The sequence below is a fragment of the Amycolatopsis sp. NPDC043887 genome, assembly GCF_056435665.1.
In genome coordinates, this window is sequence record NZ_JBWKEB010000035.1 from 1 (window position 1) to 21,742 (window position 21,742).

Here is a 21,742-nt window from a genome sequence, read left to right on the forward strand (position 1 = left end):
TTGGTCAGGGGGGGGGGGGGGGGGGGGGAGGGGGGAAGGAAAAGGGGGGGGGGGGGGGGGGGGGGGGTGGGGGGGGGTTTTTGGGTTCCAACCCAAAACCCCCCCCCACGACCCTCTTCAAACCTGCACATGTGGACATCAACCGGACATCTTGTGGTCCGGGCTTGTCCCGCGTGGACAGTCAAGGCACAGCCTTCTTCTGTCGACCTTCATGACGGGGACTCGATCACGCCACCTTTGCCTCTCCCCTCAAATATAAGGGGCAGGGCAAAGGGGGTGCCGGGCCTTGGAGGACGCCTGTGGCCGTGTTTGCCGGGGCGTGATGGTGACCTGTTCACGCCTTACCACCAATAGTGGGGGCTCGGGCCAGAACCTGGCCCGAGCCCCCCGGAGCAGTAGTGCCGTGTGTGAAATCAGCCAGGACGGCCCGGGCTGGCCGGGAGCTTCTGGAAGTCGACCTGGTTGTTACCGACGAAGTTCACTCGGTGGAGTGACTTCTTCTGTGCCGCGTCCTGCGGGGTGAGCGGCGAAGCGGGGACACCCACGAAGAACGCCGTCCTGTACGTGGTGCCCACGACGTCCAGCTGCCGGCCCATGCCGGTCTGCAGGGAGATCCCCACCGAGTTGGGGATGTCGTTGGTGGTCGTGAAGATCTGGTCCGGCTGTACCGACCCCGCGAGCCGCTGGCTCGCCAGCAGGTAGGTCTGTCCCGGCGCCAGCCGGGTACCGGTCGGGATCCGGGCGATCTCGAACTCGAAGTTGCTGTAGTTGGCCAGCAGCTTGGCACCACCGATGGTCACGGTGTAGTTGGCGCGGTTGGACAGTTCGATGAATTCCTTGAACGTCGCGTCCGGGCCGACACCCTGGGTGGAAAGCTCGCTGATGTGAACGCTGCGCGGCACCACAGGAACCTGCTCTTCGGCAACGGCCGCATTGGCGGCGCCGAGGCCGAACACCGTCGCGACCGTCGCTGCGATCACGCAAAACGTGCGCTTCATATTGTATTCTCCTGGTTGGGATTCTGATGCAATCAGGGTTCTCGATGAGACCCTGAGATAGATTTTGTCAATGTGGGCGACCACAGAAAAGAGGCCATCATAATGGCTCCTGATAATCTTGTCGGTCGTTCGATTCCGCGCTCCGCCGATCGAGCTCGAATGGCAGCAGGGTCCACGGCTGTGGCTGCAGCATCTGCGCCAGCAGGCGTTCGCGCCTGGCGAGAGATGCCGCGTACTGCAGAGTGGGCAACGGTACCTCGAGAACGCGGCTCAGCCAGTGCAGCCAATGGCTGGTGGGGATGCGTTTCCCTCGCTCCCATCGGGATATGTCCGCACGGGTCACGGTGTCACGACCAGACGCCGAGGCAAGTGACTCGGCGAGTTCACGCTGGCTGAAACCACGCCTTTCCCTGATCCATTTGATCAGCTCCGCAATCGATTCAGGTGGTTCCCGGTCGTACACTTGGATTCCTCTGTCGAAAGGTGCGCGGCACGTGCGCGACGCTGCGTCTTGCAGAACGCGCTCAGCCACGTTGGATTTCCGCCGCGTCGGCGAACGCGAAACCCAGGTCTTGGATTCCGGTCACCACCTGCTTGAGGTAGCTGGTTCCCAGATACGGGTGGTAGAAGAAGCTCGCCACACCGCCACGGACCGCCGCGATCCGCTTGGCGGTGGCCAGGATGTCTTCTGGGAGCCGGCGGGACTCGCCAGAACTCGCCGGAGATACGTGGTCGAGTGACTCGGGTATTACAACCGACCCGTAGATGTCTCGCACCAGGAACGGAAAACGCTGACTCGTGGCCCGGGAGTACTCCGGTTTTCCCGAACCACACGCGCCGTTCGGGCACCAGCCCGCGGCATGGAATCCCTGGTCGTATCGGGTCGGGAAGAGCTCGTTCACCACGGTGTAGTCGATCGCCGAGCCGACATAGTGAGGGAACTCGAAGATGGTCGGCACGGCCAGCCCGGCTCGGCGGAATTCTCGTGCCGCGTTGGCGAGCCGTTGCCGTGCCCAGGACCGGGAATCGGCGGCGACCGGGCCCTGGTAGCGCAGGCCGCCGTCGTCGCCGAGCCGCACTCGATAGAATTCGTAATCCTCGCCACTCACCCCGCTGTAGGGATTCGAGCCCTCTCCGTACTGATGTGTGTAGCCGTGCATCACCAACGTTCCCCGTCGGGCGGTCATGTAACGCAGGGCGGCGACGACCGCGGGCGTGTCCGCCAAGGTCTTGTCCACCGGTTCGCCATTGTTGTGACGACCTCGTGGATCTCGGTAGCGAGGGTAGACCGCCACCGAGAAGGGGACTCGACGCGCGTGGAGGTAGTCCGCGATCGCCCGCAGTTGCGCGGGATCGGCGTCCGGGCCGACATCCTCGATCCGTATCAGGGCCTTTTTGCCCTCCGACTTGGAAGGGTCCGCGTGGCGGGACAGTAGATCGGCGGCCGCGAGGTAACGATCGTTGAGGCCGGTGAACGAGAACGGCACTTCACCCAGGTATGTCAAATGCCGGGAGCGCACTCCCCAAGGGAATCGGCTGCCATCCGGGCGAACCGCCTCGCCCACGGGGGCCGCGTGGCCGGGGTCGTTGATCTTGGAGCGCATGATGCCGCTCGAAGCCGCCGCACGATCACGGTCGAACGATTCGCCGCGGTAGATTACCCGGGCTGTCGCGCTCGTATCGACCCCGGCCGGCCGCCAGCCGAATTTTCTCGAGAAGTCACGGTCCCTGTCGTAAAGCTGACCGATGTTGCCGCCGATCCACAGCACCGGCGTACGCGTCTTCAACACGGCGTCGAGAAACGCACTGGGTAGTGGTCTGTGGTCACTGGTGCCGATATAGACCACGGCGGTGTAGTCCTGCAACTCGTTCCGAAAATGCTGCTGGACCGGGAGCATGGCCCAGGCGCCGCCATGGGACAGGAGGTTGCCCGCCATGACCGCGTACGACTCCCCGAGCCAACCGTATTCACCGTCGGCGTCGTAGAGCACGAGCGTCCGCCGGCCCGGCTCCGCGCCGGGAGCGGCCGGGTACAAGTGAGTGGTCGCGGAACTCGCGGCGGGGGAGGTGATCACCAGCGTGGTGCTCAGCACCAGAAGGGTCATGATGATGCGCCGAACGCCAAGCATTCTAGTCAAGAAGAACTCCGTATCTTTGTGATTCAGCCTCAACCGCGCCCGATCTCCGCGGCAGGCACAAACCGGTAGCCGGCAGCCTGAATGCCGTCGATGACCTTCATGAGCGCTTCGGCACCGAGGGAAGGATGGTAGAAGAAGCTGGCGACTCCATCGTCGACGACGCGGAGGGCCCGAGCCTCGGCGACCACCGCGGCTATCGCGCGGTCGCGTTCTGAAATGTCCGGCCATACCGGGAGATAGCCGAGGTTCTCGGGAACGACCACGGCACCGTAGATGTCGCGGACGACGTAGGGGAAAGTCTGCAGGTAGCTCCCCGCCGGATCGACCGCGCCGGCCTGGCCACAGGCAGGTTCACACCATCCCCGGAAATAGGTTCCCCGGTCGTACCGCATACCGAACGCCTTTGTCGCGGCTTGATAGTCCACCGCGGATGCGGTGTAGTGCGGGAACTCGAACATCGCCGGCCGGGGTAGCCCGGCGCCGGCGAGTTCGGAGAGGGCTTGGTCGATCCGGTCCCGTGCCCACGCCAAAGAGTCGCCCGCTACCGGACCGACCAGTTCGGTCGCGTTGCCGGCACCAAGGCGTGCGCGATAGAACTCGTAGTCGGCCGCGCTGACGCCGTTGTGCGGATTGGGTTCGTCGCCGTACTGATGCGTGTAGCCGTGCGACACGAGCGCGCCGCCACGGCTGATCAGATAGCGCAACGCGTCGACCAGATCCGGCCGGTCGGTCAGCCGGATGTCCAGTGGAACGCCATTGTTCGTTACCCCTCGCGGGTCCCGATGACGGGGATATACAGCGACCGTGAAGGGGATCCCGCGTTGTGCGAGGTGATCCGCGACCGTCCTCAGGACGCCGGGATCGGTTGCCGGGCCGACGTCTTCCAAGCGAACGAGAGCTCGCGGAGCCCGCGCCGGAGACATTGGAGGGCGCAGGAGGTCCGCGGCGGCGAGATACCGATCGGCTTGCCCGACATAGGTGAACGGGATTTCCGAGATGTAGGTCAAATCGCCCGAGCGCACCGCCCAGGGAGTCCGGTTGCCGTCGTCGTGAACGACCTCGGCGAGTACCTGGGCTTTGACCGTATCCATGAGCTCTACCCGTGTCGGCGGATCAGCGTGGTCGTCACGCCCGAGCCGGATCCCCTTGTAGTCGATACCGGCGATGGCCTGCACGTCACGGCCGGCAGGCCGCCACCCGGTCTTGTGCTGGTAGGCCGGATCCCGGGTGAACAAGCTCTCGATCCCGTGCCCGATCCACAGGACGGGTTTGCCCGCGGTGGCCAGATCGGCGAGCAAGCCATCGGAAACAGGAGCGGTGCCGCGATGACCGATGTACACGATCGATGAGAACTTGGAAGCATCGCCCGGCCGGTACCTGTCGGCCTGACGCAGCTCGAACGAGCCGCCATGGGAGACGAGGTTCGCCGCTTGCACTCCGTGTACCTCACCACTGGAGCCATCCGTACCTGGTTCGTAGAGCACCAGCGTGCGCCAGCCCGGCAGGGCGCCCGGGGCCGGATCCCCCGGTTTGCCGGGAACGGAGGATGTTTCCGCCGGCGTGATCCGCGACCCGGAGTCCACGACGGATACGGCGACGGGGACAGAACCGGCAAGCACAAAGGCGCATGCCAGCCGGAGCCACGCGGGCCATGAACGGGATCGCCGACGCAGGGATGGGGTGAGAGTGCTCATCACTTCCCCTTTGCCAGTATGGCTTGCTGCGCAGCTGCGGGCGCGCAGGAGTCGAGCCCGAGCAGGTGTGCGATGGCCTGCTCAGCCCTGACAGCGGCCAGACCGTCACCGAACGGATTGGCGCGATTATTCGAGCCCTCGTCCCGGTTCTCGGCCAACAGCTGAGCGGCATGCCGCGCGATCAGGACGGGATCTGGTCCCGCCAGCACCGAGACGCCCGCTTCGACGGCCTCCATGCGCTCGGTGACTTCGCGCAGCACGACGCACGGAACTCCGAAGCTGGGCGCTTCCTCCTGCACGCCTCCGGAATCCGTGAGCACCAGGCGCGCGCAGGAGAGCAGTCGGCAGAATTCCGCGTAATGCAAGGGGCCGGTGATATGGACACGATCCACACCGAGGAGGCCGGTGACCACCTGATTACGGACTTGAGGGTTCGGATGGACCGGCAAGACCACTTCGACGTCCGCGTGCTCCTCCACTATCGCGCGCAGGCCGGCGAGGATTCCGTCCAGGGGAGCGCCCAAGGATTCCCTGCGGTGCATCGTGGCGAGAAGCAGGCGAGACTTGCCGGTACGCGCCCGGTTCTCGACGGAGGGAAGCCGGTGATCGTGGTACGCGGTCGGTGTACGCGCTATCGAAAGCACCGCGTCGACCACGGTGTTGCCGATCAGCAGTACCTCTGGGCCGGCGATACCTTCTTCCAGGAGGTTGTTCACCGCACGAGCGGTTGGCGCGAGATGCAACGTACTGAGCTGGGCTACCAGTTTACGGTTGGCCTCCTCGGGAAAGGGTGCCCGCGGATCATGGGACCGCAGTCCGGCCTCGACGTGAACTACGGGAATCTGACGCCAGAAGGCCGCCAGGGCGCCGGCGAGCGCCGTCGTCGTGTCACCTTGAACGACGACAGCGGCGGGCCGGAGCCGTTCGAGGTGAACGTCGAGGGTCCTCACCAGTTCACCCAGTAGTTCGGACAGACTTCCTGTCGGGCGCTCGATGTCCAGCCGGACATCAGGGCTCAGTCCGAAGGACGACAAGGCTTGACCGAACATCGTTTCGTGCTGTCCGCTCGCGACCAGCACCGGTCGGATCCGGCCTTGGTCTCGCATCGCTCGAACGATCGGTGCGAGCTTCACCGCCTCTGGTCGGGTGCCGCCCAGTAATACCACTTCGGGTGCCGTTCGGGACGTATCGGCCGCTATTCCGGGGTCGTCCCGGTGAATGGCCCCTGAGCTGCTCCGAACAGTGCAATCCATTAATACTCCCACTCGGTGAACCCCGCGCGAATTTTCATGGGACTGTTGCCCAGGCTGTGCAGGGTGGGTTCAGTGTTAATGGGAGTGGCCGCTTCCGCGCTCTGCAGCTGGTTCTTAATGTATCGCACGCCGTCAAAAGGATTGTCAAGATGTCTGTTACATCGATTCCGGCGACCGGGGTCCCTTTATTCATGGGATTTGCCCTCTTCGGATCGTCCGGGGTGGTGCAAGTGGCCGTGCACGTACTGGTGGTCGCCTGTTCTTTGCTCGCGCTGCGATCCCTTGGCCTGCGTTTACGACGGGCGGTCAAGTAGAAACCATGCAGATCTATTCGCTGATGCTGGCGCTCATGCTCGGATGGCCGATCTACAATATTATTCTGTCTTTGCTGAGCCTGAGAACTCCCATGCCAGGCGCGGCAGGCCCCGGCAGACCGTCGTGTTTCTGGCTTGTGGTCCCGGCGCTTGACGAGGAACTGGTGATCGCTGACACCGTAAGGTCTCTCCTTGCCTTGGCCGACGACAAGAATCGGCTGCGCGTGCTGGTGGTGGACGATGGGAGTACCGACCGGACCTCGACGGTGCTCGAGTCCCTCTATGACGATCGATTGCTGGTCCTTCGGCGTAATCTGCCGGAGGCACGACAAGGCAAAGGTGCCGCTCTCAACGCCGCGTACCGGCTGATCCGCGAACTCGCGCGGGAAGAGGGCACGGCAGATGAGACCGTGGTCGGCGTGGTCGACGCCGACGGCCGGGTCAGCCGAAACCTGCTTACCGAAGTCGATCGATACCTCGCCGACGGGACGAGCGGTGCGGTCCAATGCAGGGTCCGTATTCGTAATCGGCACAGCTTGCTGGGGTTACTGCAGGACATCGAGTTCGGCTGCGTCGCCGACGCGGCTCAGACGGTGCGTGACACCGTCGGTACGGTCGCACTGGGCGGCAACGGCCAGTTCGTCAAGCTCTCGGTACTCATGGCTTTCGGGAACGACCCGTGGTCGTCCTGTCTGGTGGAGGACACCGAACTGGGACTACGTCTGCATCGGGCAGGGGTCAGAGTCCGCTACGTGAGACGCGCCGTCGTGACCCAGCAGGCCGTCGTCGACATTCGCCGGCTGGTTCGGCAACGTACCCGGTGGGCGCAGGGGAACCTCCAGTGCGCTCGCCATCTGCCCGGGTTGCTCACCTCTCGTCACGTCTCCGCGCTGGGGCTGGTCGACCTGCTGCACTACTTGATCATTCCTTGGTGCGTACCGCTCGTCGCCCTGCTGGCGTTCCTGTTTCTCGGCATTGCCATCCACGTCGGGCTCGGCGGGACGGCTCTGTTCCCGCTCGCGAGCGATACGACCGATGCGGTGTCGGCATGGGTGACGTGGCTGGGTGCGCTGCTGTTGCCCGGTGCGGTCTGGGGAATCATCCATCGGCTTAGACTGCGTGACGAGCCCCTGTGGCGATGTGTGGTCACCTCGATGACCTATCCGGTCTTCCTGGTGCTCGGTTCGGTCGCGGGCTGCCGTGGAGTCGCCCGGCACGTCGGCGGCCGTGTCGACTGGGTGAAGACAGAACGTCTGGTCGAGCGTACCGTGGCCAGGGGGCGGCACACGAGATGAGATACGAAGCGTATGGGCCGAAGAGTGGTGAACGGTATGCGAAGACCCGGTGGCAAGGGTGACCATTACCGAATCAAGACTGTTTCGATTGTCGCCTCGATCGTCTTCGGCGTGATCGGCTGCAAGCAGGCTCGCCACGAGCCGTCCAGCGGATGGTTGATCACGGTCTACTACACGGCTGTCGAGACTTATCATGCGGGTCCTTCCGCGGAGGTGTTCGGCTGTCCGGACAGTGAGTGCGCCGCTGGAAAACAATCGTTGGGCCGCTATCCAGTCGGATTCGCCGATGCGGTACGTGACGAGGGGACCGGGCGAATCACCAGTGGGCCGCATACGGGCCGCTACCTGAATTGGTCGTACAACATCGGATACTGGCTCGAGAATGCTCCACTGGACAGTCGGGGCGAACCGCTTGAGCCGTTCGTCAGTGCCGCGGCCGACCGTGATGTGCTGGCCATGGGCTCGCGATTCTCCGTTGTCGGGTGCGGCACCACCGAGTCGGGTGAAACCCCTCCGAGTGGGGTTTGTGCCGGGATCACCGCGGCGAAGTGGCAGATTCGCGATGAGTTCACCCCTGGTCTGGGCGGCCCTCGGCACCTCGATCTCTACATCGGCGAGGAGCGCGGGCCGGAGTTCAGGTCCGATGCGTGGTACATCTCGCTGCGGGGCGCGAGCATCGTGGTCCACTGACCCGGAGGTGTGCCTGTTTCGGCGTTCTCTCGCGTCAGGTGTGCCGCGGGGTGCAGTGAGGGTCACCTCAGGGACGCAGGTTCCCTGAAGGTGACCCTTTGCGCGCTAGCGAGGCCGGCCTACCGGACCGGTATCGGAGGAGCCGGGATTCCGGAGATCTCGAACATCTTCATGTAGATGTCGTCCAGCACTGCCATGACCGAGCCCGCGGCGTTGGCCGTGTCGCGGACATCGGCGATCTGAACGGCCCGGACCTTGGCCGCTCTGTCCGGCGCGCGCAGCGTGAGCTTCAGGACTCCGGCGGCTCTCTGGATGACCGGTTCGAACTCCCATTCGACATCCGCATGGTGCCAGAGCGGCCGCCGTGGGATCAGGTTCACCCAGTTTTCCGCAGCTGACAGTGTCGCGGTGTAGTTGAACACAGCAGGAGCCCTTCCTTTCTTGGGACAAGGATCGAACCTCGTCTTCGGGTGGCACTAGAGGGGGCATATCGCCGACGAGGCGCGGAGAGCTCCGATGACCGCGGTCCACGGGGGAAGCGGCCGGGTCGGCTTCGGCCCGCACAGCCATCGCACCGCGTCGTCGCCGGCTCTCGACGGGGGCAAGGGGATCAGTGACCCCCCGCACTGCAGGCGAACGCCGAGCCGTTGGAGGTCGGTCACCGTTGCCTGGCTCAAATGGCACGCAGGACCAGTAAGGAAGGCACAATCCGCGCCAGGCAAGGTGACGACGGGGCCGGCGAGCATCCGGATGGCGAGCAACGTTTGGGCGTCCTCGCAGAGTGCCCTCCTCGCCACGATCGCGCTCACCTCGCCGGACACGGTGAGCACGACCTGTCCGGTCGTGTGGTCCACACTCGTCGGCCAGCCGTAGAACCGCCGATAGGCGTCGGCCGTCACCAACATGTGTTCCAGCTGTGAACTGGGCACGACCGCTTCCGCAACACCTTGAGAGGGCATTTCTGGAACCCGCTTTCTTGTCTACTGGCAGAGCCGGCGACCGCGGTCTCCGAGGCCGGTGCTCGATGGCGCGCGGCGGGAAACCGGGCAGGGGTGATCTGCCCTCCTCATGCGGATGACGGGAGGGCGGTAATGCGCATTCGGCGCGTGCGTTTCGCGGCGGGGCGTGGTTTCCGCGCAGTTGAGGGGGCGGTGAGGCTGGTATGTCGGGGAGGGTTCCCAGCCTCACCGCCGCTCTGGATGCCGGACGGCGGCGCGCGCTCGAGGAGGCGACGCGCACGCCGTCCGGCGGCACTGGTATCGGTCTAGCGGACAAAAGATTCCGACACCAGAAAAATCGATCCTTTACCGCGCCATGAGTCGCGCCGGGTCATTTCCAGGCGGTCCGCAAGATTGGCGACGATCTTTCATGTTCTGGAAATGTACGCCATTCCGGTTACCCCCAGATGGACGATGCCGCGTCGTGAATCTCATTCATGTATCGTGGCGAGTGTGGCCGTATCATGGCCTTCACGTGCGGTTTTGCCGGATTGGTCATGCGAACAGCTTGGCCTGTACGTACACAGCTGTACATCCGCCGACAGGGTTGTCGGGGCGTTACTCTGTCTGGGTCTACCGCAAATCAGCACAAGTGGTGGAAGCTACCCCGCAATGAAAGGAGTAAGAATTGGCCGCTGATTACAGCCCCACTGTCCGTCGTAGGCGTTTGGACAGCGAACTGCGTCGCCATCGGGAGAAGGCAGGCAAGAAGATCGGCGAAGTCGCCGAATATCTCGGATGTCGGCACTCGAAGATTTCGCGCATCGAGAACGGTCATGGCAGTATCAGTCCAGGTGACGTCCGCTTGATGCTGGACTTGTACGGCGTACAAGGCGTTGAAGCGGATCGTCTTGTCCAGGCCGCGAGAGAATCCCGTGTTCGGGGATGGTGGCACAGCTATGGTGATGTGTTACCCGGGTGGCTCGCGACCTATGTGGGGTTGGAGGCTGAAGCCGCCACGAGTCGAACATATGAAGGCGAAGTGATCACCGGGCTTTTGCAGACCAAGGAGTATGCCCGTGCGGTCACGGCGGCGACCGTGGTTCCCCGGACGGAGGACCAGGTCGACCGACAGGTGATGCTGCGCATGAAACGCCAGGAACGCCTGCACTCCAGCCGCCCGATCAGCTTGTGGGCGGTGCATAGCGAGGCGGCTTTGCGACGGCCGGTCGGCGGCAGGCCTGTCATGCGTGACCAGCTCACGCACCTTCTGGAGATTTCGGAACTGCCGCACGTCAACGTGCAGGTTCTGCCCATCGCGGCCGGTGAACACCCGGCGATGGTAGGACCGTTCACGGTCTTGGAGTTCCACGAGGAGTCCGATCCGGACGTCGTCTATGTCGAGACTCCTGTGGGGGGTCTGTACCTGGAGCGCGAGAGTGAGATCGCGGGATACACCTGTGTTTTCGGGCGGCTGAGGGAGATGGCACTGTCTCCGGAGCAAACCACCAGTTTTGTCGGCAAGATCATTAAGGAGTTGTAGCGCGAGTGGAGCAGGGAAACATCATTTCGCCGGACGCGGTCTGGCGGAAGCCGCTTCGAAGCGTCGGTGAAGGTGCCTGTGTAGAGGTTGCCGAGCTGGAGAAGCACGTAGCGGTACGCGACTCCAAAGACCGTTCGGGTCCGGCGCTGGTAGTCACCAATGCGGTATGGATGGCCTTGGTCGACACCCTGAAAGTTCCTTGAGCCCGATGTGACCTGCGGGTGCTCGGCAGGGTGAGACTCTGCGCCCGGCGGCCAGCTGGATGGCTCCTTCACCGGCGGGCGGTGAAGGGGAATGATGCCCTCATCGCGCAGGGCTGGTGAAACCGCCGCGCTCAGGTCGAGAGGAAACAATTCGTGCGGAAGCGCACAATCCGATTGGAGAAGCACCTTGCCGAGGCAGGATTTCCCAGAGGCGTGGGTGCCCCTTCCGCCGTAGTTCTGGTGCTGACCTTGTTGCTCGCCGCCTGCGTCCTGCTTCTCGATTCTCCGTCGGCGAGACCGGTACCCGATGTCGTCGTGCAGTCGCAAGAACGTTTCGCTGAGGCAACTGCCGGCGCGTTGGCGAAGACCGTGGCGGAATCCGTCATGGAACTCCGGTTCGGACTGACGCAGTCCGAGCGGGAGCAGGGCCGGGAACCGGACGCCCTGCTCGGTTCTCTGGGTGAGGTGTATCCCCGATGGCGCGGGATGGCACTCATGCAGAGCTCGACGGGACGATTGCTCGCCACTCGCGGCGAACCCCTGCCCTTCGCGTCTCTCGACAGTGAAGTCACGAAGGAAGCGAGCGTTCGTCCTGTGGCGTCGACGGGTAAGGGCGTCGTCATGGTCGCGACGGTCCCGATGCTCGCCGGCAACGAGCAGCGGACCCTGGTGGCATTCACCGACCTGGTGACCTCCGAGGTTCCGTTGGACTCGGGACTCGGACAGAGCGTGCTGGTGGTCACGGACGAAGGTCGCGTCCTCGATTCGAGAGGACCCGCTCCTGCCGTGGATGCCAGAGTCAGCCAGGGGTTGATCAACAAGGCCGCGGCCGAATCGGCGGGGGGACGTACCGGTAGCACCGTCGACCTTGTCGCCGGGAACGGAACGGGGCCGGATGGTGTCCGTGAGAAGGCGTTGGTGGTCGCTCATGCGCCGCTGACGGTAGCCGGTCTATCCGGGGCGTGGAGGCTCTCGCTGGTGTCGATGGCCCACGTGCCGGTGGAAGGGCACACGCAGACAGATCGCCACCCGGTGACTGTTGTCAGCCTGGTGGTCGTGGCGGTCTTCGGTTTCGTACTGGTACGCAGGACCATTGTCGTTCCGGTTCACCGGCTGCGAACCGGCGCGCTGACGGTCGCCTCCGGGGCCGGCGCGCCGAAGTCGCGTGGCTTGGAAGTGCGTGAGGTGCGCCGGATCGCCGCAGTTCTGGGGCAACTCAGTTGTGCCGCGGAACACGGACGACGCCTGCGTTGGTGGGTGCCGTCGGCACGACTGACGATCGTCGGCGCCGCGGCGACCATGCTGGCCTGGTCGTGCGCTGTGCTGGTGGCCGCCGGTGGTGCGGCACCCAGGGTGCCGGAACTCGTCGTGCGTGAACGGGGAATGGAGGTTTCGCGTATCGCGGACACGGTCCGCCGCAGCCTGAACGGAGCGGTCGCGGACTTGAAACTCTTGGCGAGGACCAAAGGGAACAAGGACACTGATTCGGTACTCCCGCTCATGGAGCGCCTGATCGCCAGGGAGGCCAGGTACCGGAGTATCTATGTAGTGGATTCGGCAGGCCGGATCGGCGCCCGGACCGGGCGGCCGCCACTGCGGGCCGAAGCCCGGCTGCCTTCCGGCGAAGGTGTACGTCAGCACAACACCGCCGGAAGCCTCCCCGTGATCTTCGCGTACGCGGAACTGCCGGATGACCGCCATGGCGTCGTCGCCGAGTTCGATGTGGAGCACCTTTCGGAACTATTGCACCGGCGCGCCGGTCGAGTCCGGGTCGTCGATCCCGGTTTCCGGACGATCGCCGACACCGAGGGGTATCTCGCGTTCCATACGCTGTCCGAGGACTCTCTCCGACGAAGCGCGAGTGAGGCACTCGCGGGGCGGCCTCGCGCGGAGATAGGGCGATCCCGGGGCGGTGAGTCGGTGATCGCCTCCGCCGCGATCGGCGCACCGGGACCGGCGGGCACCCTGCAATGGAGTGTGATCTCCGAACAAGACACAGCCACGCTAGGACTTCCGGAGAACGAAGTGAGCCGGCGCGCTCTCTCGGCCGGTCTCATCGGTCTCGTCATCGCTCTGCTGAACTTCGGTTGGCATGAGTTCATTGTCGTACGGCAGTTGCGGCGGACGGCGACGCTCGCGGAGCGGTTGGCATCCGGCGACCACGTATCCGGGATCCACCCGGTGAGGCAAGACCAGATCGGCACGATCACCTTATGCCTCGAGATCTGCAGGAAAACAGCGAGTGATTCCGAGTATCGGAAAGAGCTTGCCCGGCGAGAGAGCTGATGTGCTTTTCTGTTACGTCGTATATGTAGTCCTCTGTGTCCTTGTCCTGACGGCCGGCATCCTCGAACAGCGCCGTCACCACGCCAATCTCCGGTCCATTCCGACGAGAGTGCTGGTCAACGGTACTCGCGGGAAGAGCTCGATAACCCGGTTGTGCGCAGGTGCGCTGCGAGGTGGCGATCTGGTGACCGTCGCCAAGACGACAGGAACCGCTGCCCGGTTCGTTCATCCGGACGCGCATGAAGACCCGGTCTACCGGAAATTCGGCATCGCCAATGTCATCGAGCAGGTCGGTGTGGTGCGCCGCGCCGTCGCCTACTCGCCCGATGCCTTGGTCGTCGAGTGCATGGCTGTGATGCCAGAGCTGCAGGAGATCAACCAGAGCAAGCTGATCTCCTCGACAATCGGCGTCATTTCCAATGTCCGCCTGGACCACGTCGAGGAAATGGGCCCAACGATTGACGATATCGCCTGCTCGCTCAGCAGGTCGATGCCGAAGGGAGGGATTTGCGTCACCGCCGAACGAGAACGGCTTTCGGTGCTGAAGCAGGAGGCGGCTCGGCGAAACTGCGAGCTCGTCGTGATCGATCCGGAGACCGTGACGGATGAGGACATGAAGGGTTTCGGCTGGATCACTTTCAAGGAGAACGTCGCCATAGCCTTGGCCGTCGCGGCGCTCCTGGGGGTCGATCGTGGGGCGGCGTTGCGCGGTATGTGGTCCGCGCCACCCGACCCGGGAGCGCTGAGTGTCGATCGGTTCCGGGTACGCGGGAAGCAGCTGAGATTCGCCAACCTCCTCGCCGTCAACGATCCGGAATCCACGTTGATGAACATCGAGGAGCTCATGTCCGAGAAGCTCATCACTCGCCCGCTGCATGTGGTGATCGGATGTCGCCCCGACCGGATCGAGCGTAATCGCCAAATAGGATCACTGATCCCGCGGCTCGACCCGGAGCGAGTGATCCTGATCGGTGAGCCGACACGGAGCGCGAGAAGTGCCATTCCAGGCCAATGGCAGGACCGGGTATGCGATCTCGGCGGTCGTCGCAGCTCATCCGAGCTTCTCGACGGAGTCGTCGACGGGATCGAGGGTGAGGCGTCAGTCGTCGCGATCGGCAGCATCCACGGCCAGGGAGAGCGGCTCCTGGGCGAGCTGCAGGCTCTGGAGCGGATAACGGCCGACGCCGTTGTCTGGACCGCGGAACGAGGAAGGGAGGGATCGTAACCGATGGGAACCTTGTTGCCAGGCGTCGCGACACTCGGATTGGCCATCGGCCTCGTGCTGGCGCTGGCCTGTGTACTGCTCACCAATCTGTCGCCCGGTGGAATGATCAGTCCGGGCTGGCTCGCGCTGACGCTTGTGGAGGACTACCGGCGTGCCGCGATCGTAGTAGCGATGACCGTGTTCACCTATGCGGGGTCGAAGGGGCTGCAACGGCTCACCATCTTGTACGGAAAGCGCCTCTTCTCGGCCATCGTCCTGCTCGCCGTCTTGCTGCAGAGCACGCTCTTCCTGGTCCTGCAGCATGACTACCCACTGCTGTTCGCCCATCAAACGCTGGGCTTCGTGGTGCCGGGACTGATCGCCTACCAGTTGATCCGCCAGCCACCCGTCGCCACCATGCTGGCCACGGCGACGGTCAGCCTGGTCACCGGTGCGGTCCTGGCAAGCGGCGTTCTCGCCGGTTTCGTCTCCACAGTCTGACAAGCAGAGGATCTGCCCCATGCGAGTATCCCGCATTTCGCCCCGGAAGAAGTGGGTCCGCAACCTGCGTATCGCGCTCTGGTTGTCCGTCGTCGTCTTGTCCGTGGTGACCATTCACCTCGGGCCGGGTGTGCGGACGGTGACCACGGTCCCGCCGGTGAACGCACTCGCGGTTCGGATCATGGCCGGTCCCTACCCGGTGGCCGAGTATCGCTATGAACGTTTGCCACGTCCGGCGCGGACCGTGGTACGGAACAACGCGGGTGCGGTCGTGGCGACGTTCACCGACGGCGCCCGTACCGTTGTCCTGGCCGGCCCCGCTCGGGAGTTCCCGGTAACACGGTCCGGCGCTTCTGTCGTCAAAGGCGAAGCGTGGGTGCGTCTCCTGCCGGAGCCGTGGAAGGAGGGTGCTGAAGGGGGCGGATGGTTCCGCGGCTGGCTTGATGCCGCACTCGCCGATCGGAGTCCCGACGTGCTCGACACCGCTCGGCATCATTGGGCGGGGGATGCTTCGAAGATCAGCGGCTCCCGGTTGATCACACTCGTTTACGGGTTGCCGCGGAAAGCCTCGCTCGCCATGGTGAAAGCCGACTCCGGAGGAGTGGTGATCTCAACCGAGGCGCGTGAACAGAGCCTGCTTCAGCCTGGTGATCTTCTGCTCTTCGCTCTCGATGCGAACGGTGGTGGCCCGATCGACCCCGTCGGTGTGTACCTCGGCAGGGATAACCGTGGTCTTCATCGTGTTCTCCTCCGCGGATCCGCTCCTGCCGTGGCGCACGGCGGCCGGCTGTTTCAGGGGTTTCGCGTTGCCAAACGGATCTGACGAATGCTGTTCCGGGTACTAGGGAGTTTGGAGCTGAGCGGCCAGGTCGAAGGACCGGTCTGTGTGCGGCCGCGCAAGCCGCGAACGCTCCTGGCTCTGTTGCTTCTCCATGCGGAACGCTGGGTGTCCACTCCGCTGATAGAGAATGCGCTCTGGGAGGGGCCACCGCCGAGGTCTGCGTCAGGGAATGTCAAAACCTATGTCTCGCAGTTGCGTCGGACGCTGGCGGCACTCGGGGGCGATCCCGGCAGGATCGCCAATCGGGTCGGTGCATACCGGATAAGCGTGGAGCCGGGTGAACTCGACGTCTTCCGATTCGAGGAGTCGGTACGGCTGGGGCGCGAAGCGCGAAACCGGTCTGCCGACGGCGAGGCTGTCGAGCATTTCCGCGAAGCGCTCGGGCTCTGGCGCGGCGAGCCGTATGAAGATCTTCCGCTGTCCATCAGGCGTCCCGTAGCGGCTCGCCTGGAAGAGCTGCGCTGGACCGCCCGCGAGGAACTGATCGACGTACGGCTGATGCTGGGGCAGCACCATACGGTGGTCCCAGACCTCCGTGCGCTGACGATCGAACATCCGACACGCGAGCGGCTGTGGTGCCTGCTACTTGTCGCATTGCACCGTTCTGGCCGGCGAGCCGACGCGTTGGACGCGTACCAATCGGCCTACCGATCACTGACGGACGAGCTCGGCATCGAGCCCGGTGCCGAGCTGCGCCGGCTGCATGAGCGAATGCTCGCGGACACGTTGTGAACACGGACGACTCTTCATCCCTGGCCGGTGGCCGGTGAGGCGTGAGCCGGGCGATCGTGAATGGCTATTCGTGTTCTGACCCTCATTGCCACGCACGGCAGCGAAGTCGAAATCGGCCCCGTCCGCGCTGTGCCGAGAATGTACCGGAAATGGCTCTGCTTGGGGCAGAATTACATTAGTCGGACCGGATGCGTCCGGTCAGGCTGTTGCAATTAACCGAAATGTAAGGAGTAGTTGTGAAGGGTGTTTACGAGTCCCCGGCGCTGCAGGCCGCCGGGGCCTTCTCGAAGGTGACCGGATGTGGCAAGTGCGGCTGGGGCCGTGACCGTTACTGCCGTCGCGGCCACCGCCACTGGCACTGGTGAGAGGCATAGGTATCTAGCCAGATGATGGATTTCCCTGCGTTGGCGCCCGACACTTCATGGTTCGTCGTCATGCCAGACGCCGACGTGACAAGCACGGTCACGAGGCTGCTACTCGCCCAGGGGCGGGTGTCCGTGTCTCACAATTCTGGCCGCCCCTGGCTGGTGGGCAACTGGGGTGACGACGAGATCGTGGTAGCCGAGGCGGGGAATTCGCGGGTGGCGGTGATCGGGCACGTGTCCGTCACCGCCGCCCGTCTCGCCGGCATCCTCGAGAGGACCGGCGACGTCACTGCTGTCAGCACGGTGCTGTCTTCGCTACCCGGCAGTTATCACGTGATCGCGTACGTCAAAGGCCGTTCACTGGTGCGGGGAACGGCGGCCGGTGTCCGCCAGGTCCTCTATGCCGACGTGGATGGACAAGTGCTCGCCGCCGACCGGGCCGACGTGCTCGCCGGGGTGCTCGGTGCCGAACTGGACCTCGACGCGGTGGCACTGTCACTTTTGGACCCGATGCCACCGTACCCACTGGACGATCTCCCCATGTGGAAGGGCGTCGACGCTGTTCCACCGGATCATTTTCTGTTGACCGACGAGGCCGGGCGACCGGCGACCTTCCGTTGGTGGTCGCCGCCCGAACCGGTGGTGCCGCTCGAGGACGGCGCACGCGCGCTTCGACTCGCGCTCACCAATGCGGTCGCGGTCAGGACTTCCGCCGGCGGCAGAGTGAGCTGCGACCTTTCCGGCGGCCTCGACTCGACCTCGGTATGCTTTCTCGCGGCAGACAGTCCTGCCGAACTGATCGCCTACACCACGGTCGGTCTGGATCCGGCTGATGACGACGTCCCTTGGGCCATGAGGGCGATCTTCGCCTTGCCCGGGGTGGGACACGAGATCCTGCCCCGAAACGAACTTCCCTTGGTTTATCAGGGCATAGCCACCGCCGCCGACTGCCTGGACCGGCCCTTCATCGGGCAGATCGACCGGGCTCAGATACTGACGGGCTTCGAACGGATGGCCGCGCTGGGGTCACGGGTCCACCTCACCGGGTTCGGGGGCGACGAGGTCCTGGAAGGCGATCTGAACTATCTGCGTTCGTTGACTCGTATGGCGCCATGGATCGCGTTGCCCCGGCTTCGGGCGTACCACGCTCAGGGGCGTTGGCCGCTCATGAACGTCGTGTGGCAGCTGCTTCGACCACGTTCGTACGGTTCTTGGTGGGCAGGCACCGCTGAGCGGATCACCGATCCGCGCCAGGCGCTGAGGTCTCCGAAGTTCGACTGGGACGAGCCACCGCGGTTGCCGCCGTGGGTCAGTCGCGACTGCGTCGATCTTGTCCGCCAGATGCTTCGAGTGAGGCAAGAAGCCGTACGCCCGCTGGCAGGTGACCCCAGCAAGCATGCCGATCTCCTCGCCATCCGGTCGAGTGCGCGGATCGCCCGATCGTTCGGGCAGCTGGTGGGACCGACCGGCGTGCCGTTCGCTGTGCCTTTTCTCGACGATCAGGTCGTTGAGGCGTGCTTGGCCGTTCGCGCGTATGAGCGGTCCACGCCCTGGGAATACAAACCGTTGATCAAGGAGGCCATGAGGGGGATCGTCCCCGAGGCTTCGCTCGAACGCACGACCAAGGCCGAAAGTTCGGCCGAGGAGGAGGCAGGGTTGCGCGCCAACCATCTTGACCTGATGGCGCTGTGTGAGGACTCCCGGCTCGCGGAACTGGGACTTGTCGATGCCGATCAGTTGCGGGCAGCCAGTCATTACTCGCCTTCGCTGACCCGTCCGCACGAGTCGCTTCAGCAGACTTTCACTTCCGAGGCTTGGCTTCGACGGCTCGGAATCCAGTCAGCGCAGGCGGGACCGCGATCGTGAAGCTGGCCAAGAACGTCGTCTTCTGCGAAACCGACTACGGCGCCGTGGTGCTGAACGAGGCGAGCGGTCGGTATTGGACGCTCAATCCGACCGGCGCCCTGGCCATAGGTGTGCTGCTCGATGGCAAGAACGAGGACGATGCCGTCGATGCGGTGGTCGAACTCTATCCGGCGCGCCGCGACGCCGTTTCGACCGACGTCGGCAACCTTCTGGATCAGCTCCGTGAAGCCGGCCTTGTGGAGGAGAAATGACCACCCCGATGACCTTGCCCCGGCGTGGCGAGGGAATCCCGTTGCCGCGGCGGCTGCTGGCGCGGGCAGCCGTCGCTCTTGCCCGGCTGCTCGCCTTGCTGCCGCCCGCGCGGATCCGTATGGTACTCGGCTACATCCGCAGGGGAGCTCGTCCGGCGGGCCTCGGCCAAGCATCGGCCGCACGTGACGCGGTCACGACGGTGAGCCTGGTGTGCCGGGGCGCGCAGGGGTGTGTTCCCCGGTCCATTTCCACCGCGTTGCTCTGCCGCGCCTGGGGTGTATGGCCGACCTGGTGCGTGGGCGCGAGAAAGGTCGGTCCGTTCGCCGCCCATGCGTGGGTCGAGGTGGAGGGCGTCCTCGTGGGAGAAGAGTTCTCCGACGACTATTTCCAGCGTCTGATGATCGTTCCCCCGGTGGACTCGTGAACGAGGAGAGCCAAAATGCCGAGGCGGCAGGCGGTGAATCGCTGACTCGTTTGCCTCATTTGTGGCGACTGCTCCGCGGTCATGGGCGGCAGGTCGTCATCGCCACCCTGCTGACCCTGCTGGGTACGCTTGTCGGGCTGGTCCAGCCGATGCTGGTGAAACAGGTGATCGACGCCGCGCAGGCCGGCACCGTCGCGAGCTGGCTGGTGGTCGCGCTTCTCGCGGTGTTCGTCATCCAAGCCGTCGTGGACGCTGTCGGCCGCTTTCTGCTGGACCGCACCAGCGAGAGCATCCTTCTCGGTCTCCGGTTACGCCTGACGGCCCATTTGATGCGTTTGCATATGCGGGTCTGCGACCGTCAGCGTATCGGTGACCTGATCTCCCGGGCGAACACCGATACGTCGATGGTGCGCGAGGCGGCGACACAAAGCTTTTCCGATATCGTCACGAATTCCCTCGGGGTTGCCGGCGCGGTTGTCCTGATGGTGTGGCTCGACGCGCAGCTGTTCCTGCTTGTACTGGCGGCCGTCGCTGTCGCAGGTGCCACGGTGTTGGCGGTCTTGACGCGCATCCGACGTGCCTCCAACGAGGCACAGACCAGCGTGGGTAGCATGACCGCGGCACTCGAACGTGCGCTCAGCGCCACTCGGACGGTCCGTGCCTGTCAGGCCGAGCGGCGGGAGATCGAACGTGTCGGTTCTCATGCCCGCGACGCCTATCGGGCCGGAGTGCGGCTGGCCAGGCTGGACTCGACGGTGGCGCCGGCGATCGAGCTGGCGGTCAACGGTTCGGTACTGGTCGTTCTGCTGATCGGCGGTCTCCGGGTCACGAATGGTACGACGTCACTGGGAGATCTCGTCGCGTTCCTGCTCTATGTCACCTATCTGGTGATGCCGTTGTCATCCTTGTTCAACGCCTTTTCCACGGCACAGCGAGGGCTGGGCGCGCTGGATCGCGTGAATGAGGTTTTCGCGATGCCGCGCGAGAAGGACCGAGCGCTGGGGAGTGGTCAGGTGATGGCACTCCGACGAGTGCGTGAGACCCCGGTAGTGGAGTTTCGCGACGTCTGGTTCGGCTACGACGACCGTCCTGTCCTGAAAGGACTTTCCTTCGTCTTGCCCAGTCGTGGTCACATCGCGCTGGTCGGCAGGTCGGGAGCGGGCAAGTCGACGGTGCTGGAGCTCATCGAGCGCTTTTACGATCCAGACCGTGGGGAGATCAAGATCGATGGGCGTCCGGCGAGTTCCATGACCCGAGCGGATGCCCGTACTCTGGTGAATCTTGTGGAGCAGCAGGCACCTGTGCTGCATGGGACGCTTCGCGACAACATCACTTACGCCGTACCCGAAGCGACAGAGGACGAGGTTCGGTGGGTCGTCAACGAGGCATGCCTCGGAGAACTGGTGGCACGACTGCCGGCCGGTCTCGATACCGAGGTCGGTGACCACGGCACGCTCCTGTCCGGCGGCGAACGGCAGCGTATCGCCATTGCCAGGGCCTTACTCGCCCGGCCGGCGTTGCTGTTGCTGGATGAGCCGACCTCGCAGCTGGACATGCTCAACGAGCGGGCCCTCACCGCGGCGATGCGAGAGGTTTCCACACACCGTGCGCTTCTGGTGATCGCGCATCGGTTGTCCACCGTACGCGCGGCGGATCAGATCATCGTGCTCGATGAGGGCCGGGTGGAGGCGGTGGGTTCCCATGAGGAGCTTCTCCGGACGAGCGCGCTTTACCGGCGGCTCCTCTCCGCCGGCCCGGATCCTGAGCCTGGCACTTTGGCGGAGAAGCCGGGGCAGGACGCGCTTGTGGTGGAAAGCGAAGAAGGAGTTGGGTGATCGTTCCAGAACCCTGTCGACTCGACAGCGACCCTGGCGAGTGTCGTGCCCGAATATGAGTCCAGCAAGACTGTGAGTCCAAGATGCCTGAGACAGCCGAACGTCCCCTTGCCTCAGCGTGCGCAGCACTGAGTGCCACCGGCCGTTTTCCGGCCCGTGAGGCGGACGATCCGCCATGGTTGTTCGGTAATGTTCCGCCCCGCAATCCCCTTTTCACCGGGCGCGGCGAACTTTTGAAGCAACTGGCCAAACGGCGGAACAGGGGTACCGCGGCGGTGCTTCCTTCGGCGTTGCATGGTCTTGGTGGTATCGGTAAGACTCAGATGGCGACTGAGTATATTTATCGGCATCTTCAGGATTATGATTTGGT

General features: G+C 64.3%; 21 protein-coding genes and 1 pseudogene. 16 read left to right on the top strand and 6 right to left on the bottom strand.

Annotated features, from left to right (window positions below):
• Positions 1-413: 413 nt before the first annotated feature.
• From AC069H_RS42350 to wecB, 5 genes are all read right to left on the bottom strand, one after another.
• Positions 414-998, bottom strand: coding sequence for a lamin tail domain-containing protein (locus AC069H_RS42350; RefSeq protein ID WP_478236120.1), 585 nt, complete (start codon positions 996-998; stop codon positions 414-416).
• Between the two features lie 97 nt (positions 999-1,095).
• Complete coding sequence (locus tag AC069H_RS42355) at positions 1,096-1,461, bottom strand: helix-turn-helix domain-containing protein (protein WP_340684123.1); 366 nt, start codon at positions 1,459-1,461, stop codon at positions 1,096-1,098.
• A gap of 61 nt (positions 1,462-1,522) precedes the next feature.
• Entirely contained in the window at positions 1,523-3,127 is a 1,605-nt protein-coding gene (locus AC069H_RS42360) for a DUF2334 domain-containing protein (RefSeq protein ID WP_478236121.1), read from the bottom strand.
• A gap of 38 nt (positions 3,128-3,165) precedes the next feature.
• Positions 3,166-4,719, bottom strand: coding sequence for a DUF2334 domain-containing protein (locus AC069H_RS42365; RefSeq protein ID WP_478236122.1), 1,554 nt, complete (start codon positions 4,717-4,719; stop codon positions 3,166-3,168).
• Positions 4,720-4,829: 110 nt separating this feature from the next.
• Positions 4,830-6,083 carry a non-hydrolyzing UDP-N-acetylglucosamine 2-epimerase gene (wecB, locus tag AC069H_RS42370; protein WP_478236123.1) on the bottom strand — a complete coding sequence of 418 codons (1,254 nt, stop codon included), beginning with the start codon at positions 6,081-6,083 and terminating at the stop codon, positions 4,830-4,832.
• Positions 6,084-6,402: 319 nt separating this feature from the next.
• On the opposite strand from wecB, the gene AC069H_RS42375 reads away from it, so the two are divergent.
• Positions 6,403-7,692, top strand: a complete 1,290-nt coding sequence (locus AC069H_RS42375) for a glycosyltransferase family 2 protein (protein WP_478236124.1) — start codon at positions 6,403-6,405, stop codon at positions 7,690-7,692.
• Positions 7,693-7,728: 36 nt separating this feature from the next.
• Complete coding sequence (locus AC069H_RS42380; RefSeq protein WP_478236125.1) at positions 7,729-8,382, top strand: RlpA-like double-psi beta-barrel domain-containing protein; 654 nt, start codon at positions 7,729-7,731, stop codon at positions 8,380-8,382.
• A gap of 119 nt (positions 8,383-8,501) precedes the next feature.
• On the opposite strand, the gene AC069H_RS42385 is transcribed toward AC069H_RS42380, so the two are convergent.
• Positions 8,502-8,762: a hypothetical protein gene (locus tag AC069H_RS42385; RefSeq protein WP_478236126.1), complete on the bottom strand. Its 261-nt coding sequence runs from the start codon at positions 8,760-8,762 to the stop codon at positions 8,502-8,504.
• A 370-nt stretch (positions 8,763-9,132) separates the two neighbouring features.
• Between AC069H_RS42385 and AC069H_RS42390 the strand changes: the two genes are divergently transcribed.
• From AC069H_RS42390 to AC069H_RS42455, 14 genes and pseudogenes are all read left to right on the top strand, one after another.
• A complete protein-coding gene (locus tag AC069H_RS42390) occupies positions 9,133-9,255 on the top strand; it encodes a hypothetical protein (protein WP_478236127.1) in 123 nt (40 codons plus the stop codon).
• Between the two features lie 753 nt (positions 9,256-10,008).
• Entirely contained in the window at positions 10,009-10,863 is an 855-nt protein-coding gene (locus AC069H_RS42395) for a helix-turn-helix domain-containing protein (protein ID WP_478230742.1), read from the top strand.
• Between the two features lie 5 nt (positions 10,864-10,868).
• A complete protein-coding gene (locus tag AC069H_RS42400) occupies positions 10,869-11,066 on the top strand; it encodes a DUF397 domain-containing protein (protein WP_478230743.1) in 198 nt (65 codons plus the stop codon).
• 213 nt (positions 11,067-11,279) lie between these two features.
• A complete protein-coding gene (locus tag AC069H_RS42405; RefSeq protein ID WP_478236128.1) occupies positions 11,280-13,352 on the top strand; it encodes a hypothetical protein in 2,073 nt (690 codons plus the stop codon).
• 1 nt (position 13,353) lies between these two features.
• Positions 13,354-14,577 carry a poly-gamma-glutamate synthase PgsB gene (gene pgsB, locus AC069H_RS42410; protein WP_478236129.1) on the top strand — a complete coding sequence of 408 codons (1,224 nt, stop codon included), beginning with the start codon at positions 13,354-13,356 and terminating at the stop codon, positions 14,575-14,577.
• A gap of 3 nt (positions 14,578-14,580) precedes the next feature.
• Positions 14,581-15,057, top strand: a complete 477-nt coding sequence (locus tag AC069H_RS42415) for a poly-gamma-glutamate biosynthesis protein PgsC/CapC (protein WP_340684112.1) — start codon at positions 14,581-14,583, stop codon at positions 15,055-15,057.
• Between the two features lie 19 nt (positions 15,058-15,076).
• On the top strand, positions 15,077-15,880 hold the full coding sequence (locus AC069H_RS42420) for a hypothetical protein (protein ID WP_478236130.1): 804 nt from the start codon (positions 15,077-15,079) through the stop codon (positions 15,878-15,880).
• Between the two features lie 3 nt (positions 15,881-15,883).
• Positions 15,884-16,630, top strand: a complete 747-nt coding sequence (locus AC069H_RS42425) for an AfsR/SARP family transcriptional regulator (RefSeq protein WP_478230746.1) — start codon at positions 15,884-15,886, stop codon at positions 16,628-16,630.
• A 236-nt stretch (positions 16,631-16,866) separates the two neighbouring features.
• Positions 16,867-16,995: a lasso RiPP family leader peptide-containing protein gene (locus AC069H_RS42430; protein WP_478230747.1), complete on the top strand. Its 129-nt coding sequence runs from the start codon at positions 16,867-16,869 to the stop codon at positions 16,993-16,995.
• A 69-nt stretch (positions 16,996-17,064) separates the two neighbouring features.
• Positions 17,065-18,861, top strand: a complete 1,797-nt coding sequence (locus AC069H_RS42435) for an asparagine synthase-related protein (RefSeq protein ID WP_478236131.1) — start codon at positions 17,065-17,067, stop codon at positions 18,859-18,861.
• Positions 18,858-19,112 carry a lasso peptide biosynthesis PqqD family chaperone gene (locus AC069H_RS42440; protein ID WP_478230749.1) on the top strand — a complete coding sequence of 85 codons (255 nt, stop codon included), beginning with the start codon at positions 18,858-18,860 and terminating at the stop codon, positions 19,110-19,112. Before AC069H_RS42435 ends, AC069H_RS42440 begins: the two co-directional genes overlap by 4 nt.
• Complete coding sequence (locus tag AC069H_RS42445) at positions 19,109-19,537, top strand: lasso peptide biosynthesis B2 protein (RefSeq protein ID WP_478236132.1); 429 nt, start codon at positions 19,109-19,111, stop codon at positions 19,535-19,537. Before AC069H_RS42440 ends, AC069H_RS42445 begins: the two co-directional genes overlap by 4 nt.
• Positions 19,534-21,372 (top strand): ABC transporter ATP-binding protein, encoded by a 1,839-nt coding sequence (locus AC069H_RS42450; RefSeq protein WP_478230750.1) that lies wholly within the window; start codon positions 19,534-19,536, stop codon positions 21,370-21,372. The genes AC069H_RS42445 and AC069H_RS42450 overlap by 4 nt, the downstream gene beginning before the upstream one ends.
• Positions 21,373-21,455: 83 nt before the next feature.
• Positions 21,456-21,742, top strand: a pseudogene (locus AC069H_RS42455) (hypothetical protein); the annotation flags it as partial.

Coding starts and splice junctions, on each gene's coding strand:
- AC069H_RS42350 (WP_478236120.1), bottom strand. CDS start 998: ATGAAGCGCACGTTTTGCGTGATCGCAGCGACGGTCGCGACGGTGTTC.
- AC069H_RS42360 (WP_478236121.1), bottom strand. CDS start 3,127: ATGCTTGGCGTTCGGCGCATCATCATGACCCTTCTGGTGCTGAGCACC.
- wecB (WP_478236123.1), bottom strand. CDS start 6,083: ATGGATTGCACTGTTCGGAGCAGCTCAGGGGCCATTCACCGGGACGAC.
- AC069H_RS42375 (WP_478236124.1), top strand. CDS start 6,403: ATGCAGATCTATTCGCTGATGCTGGCGCTCATGCTCGGATGGCCGATC.
- AC069H_RS42380 (WP_478236125.1), top strand. CDS start 7,729: ATGCGAAGACCCGGTGGCAAGGGTGACCATTACCGAATCAAGACTGTT.
- AC069H_RS42390 (WP_478236127.1), top strand. CDS start 9,133: ATGGCGAGCAACGTTTGGGCGTCCTCGCAGAGTGCCCTCCTCGCCACG.
- AC069H_RS42415 (WP_340684112.1), top strand. CDS start 14,581: ATGGGAACCTTGTTGCCAGGCGTCGCGACACTCGGATTGGCCATCGGC.
- AC069H_RS42420 (WP_478236130.1), top strand. CDS start 15,077: ATGCGAGTATCCCGCATTTCGCCCCGGAAGAAGTGGGTCCGCAACCTG.
- AC069H_RS42425 (WP_478230746.1), top strand. CDS start 15,884: ATGCTGTTCCGGGTACTAGGGAGTTTGGAGCTGAGCGGCCAGGTCGAA.
- AC069H_RS42435 (WP_478236131.1), top strand. CDS start 17,065: ATGCCAGACGCCGACGTGACAAGCACGGTCACGAGGCTGCTACTCGCC.
- AC069H_RS42445 (WP_478236132.1), top strand. CDS start 19,109: ATGACCACCCCGATGACCTTGCCCCGGCGTGGCGAGGGAATCCCGTTG.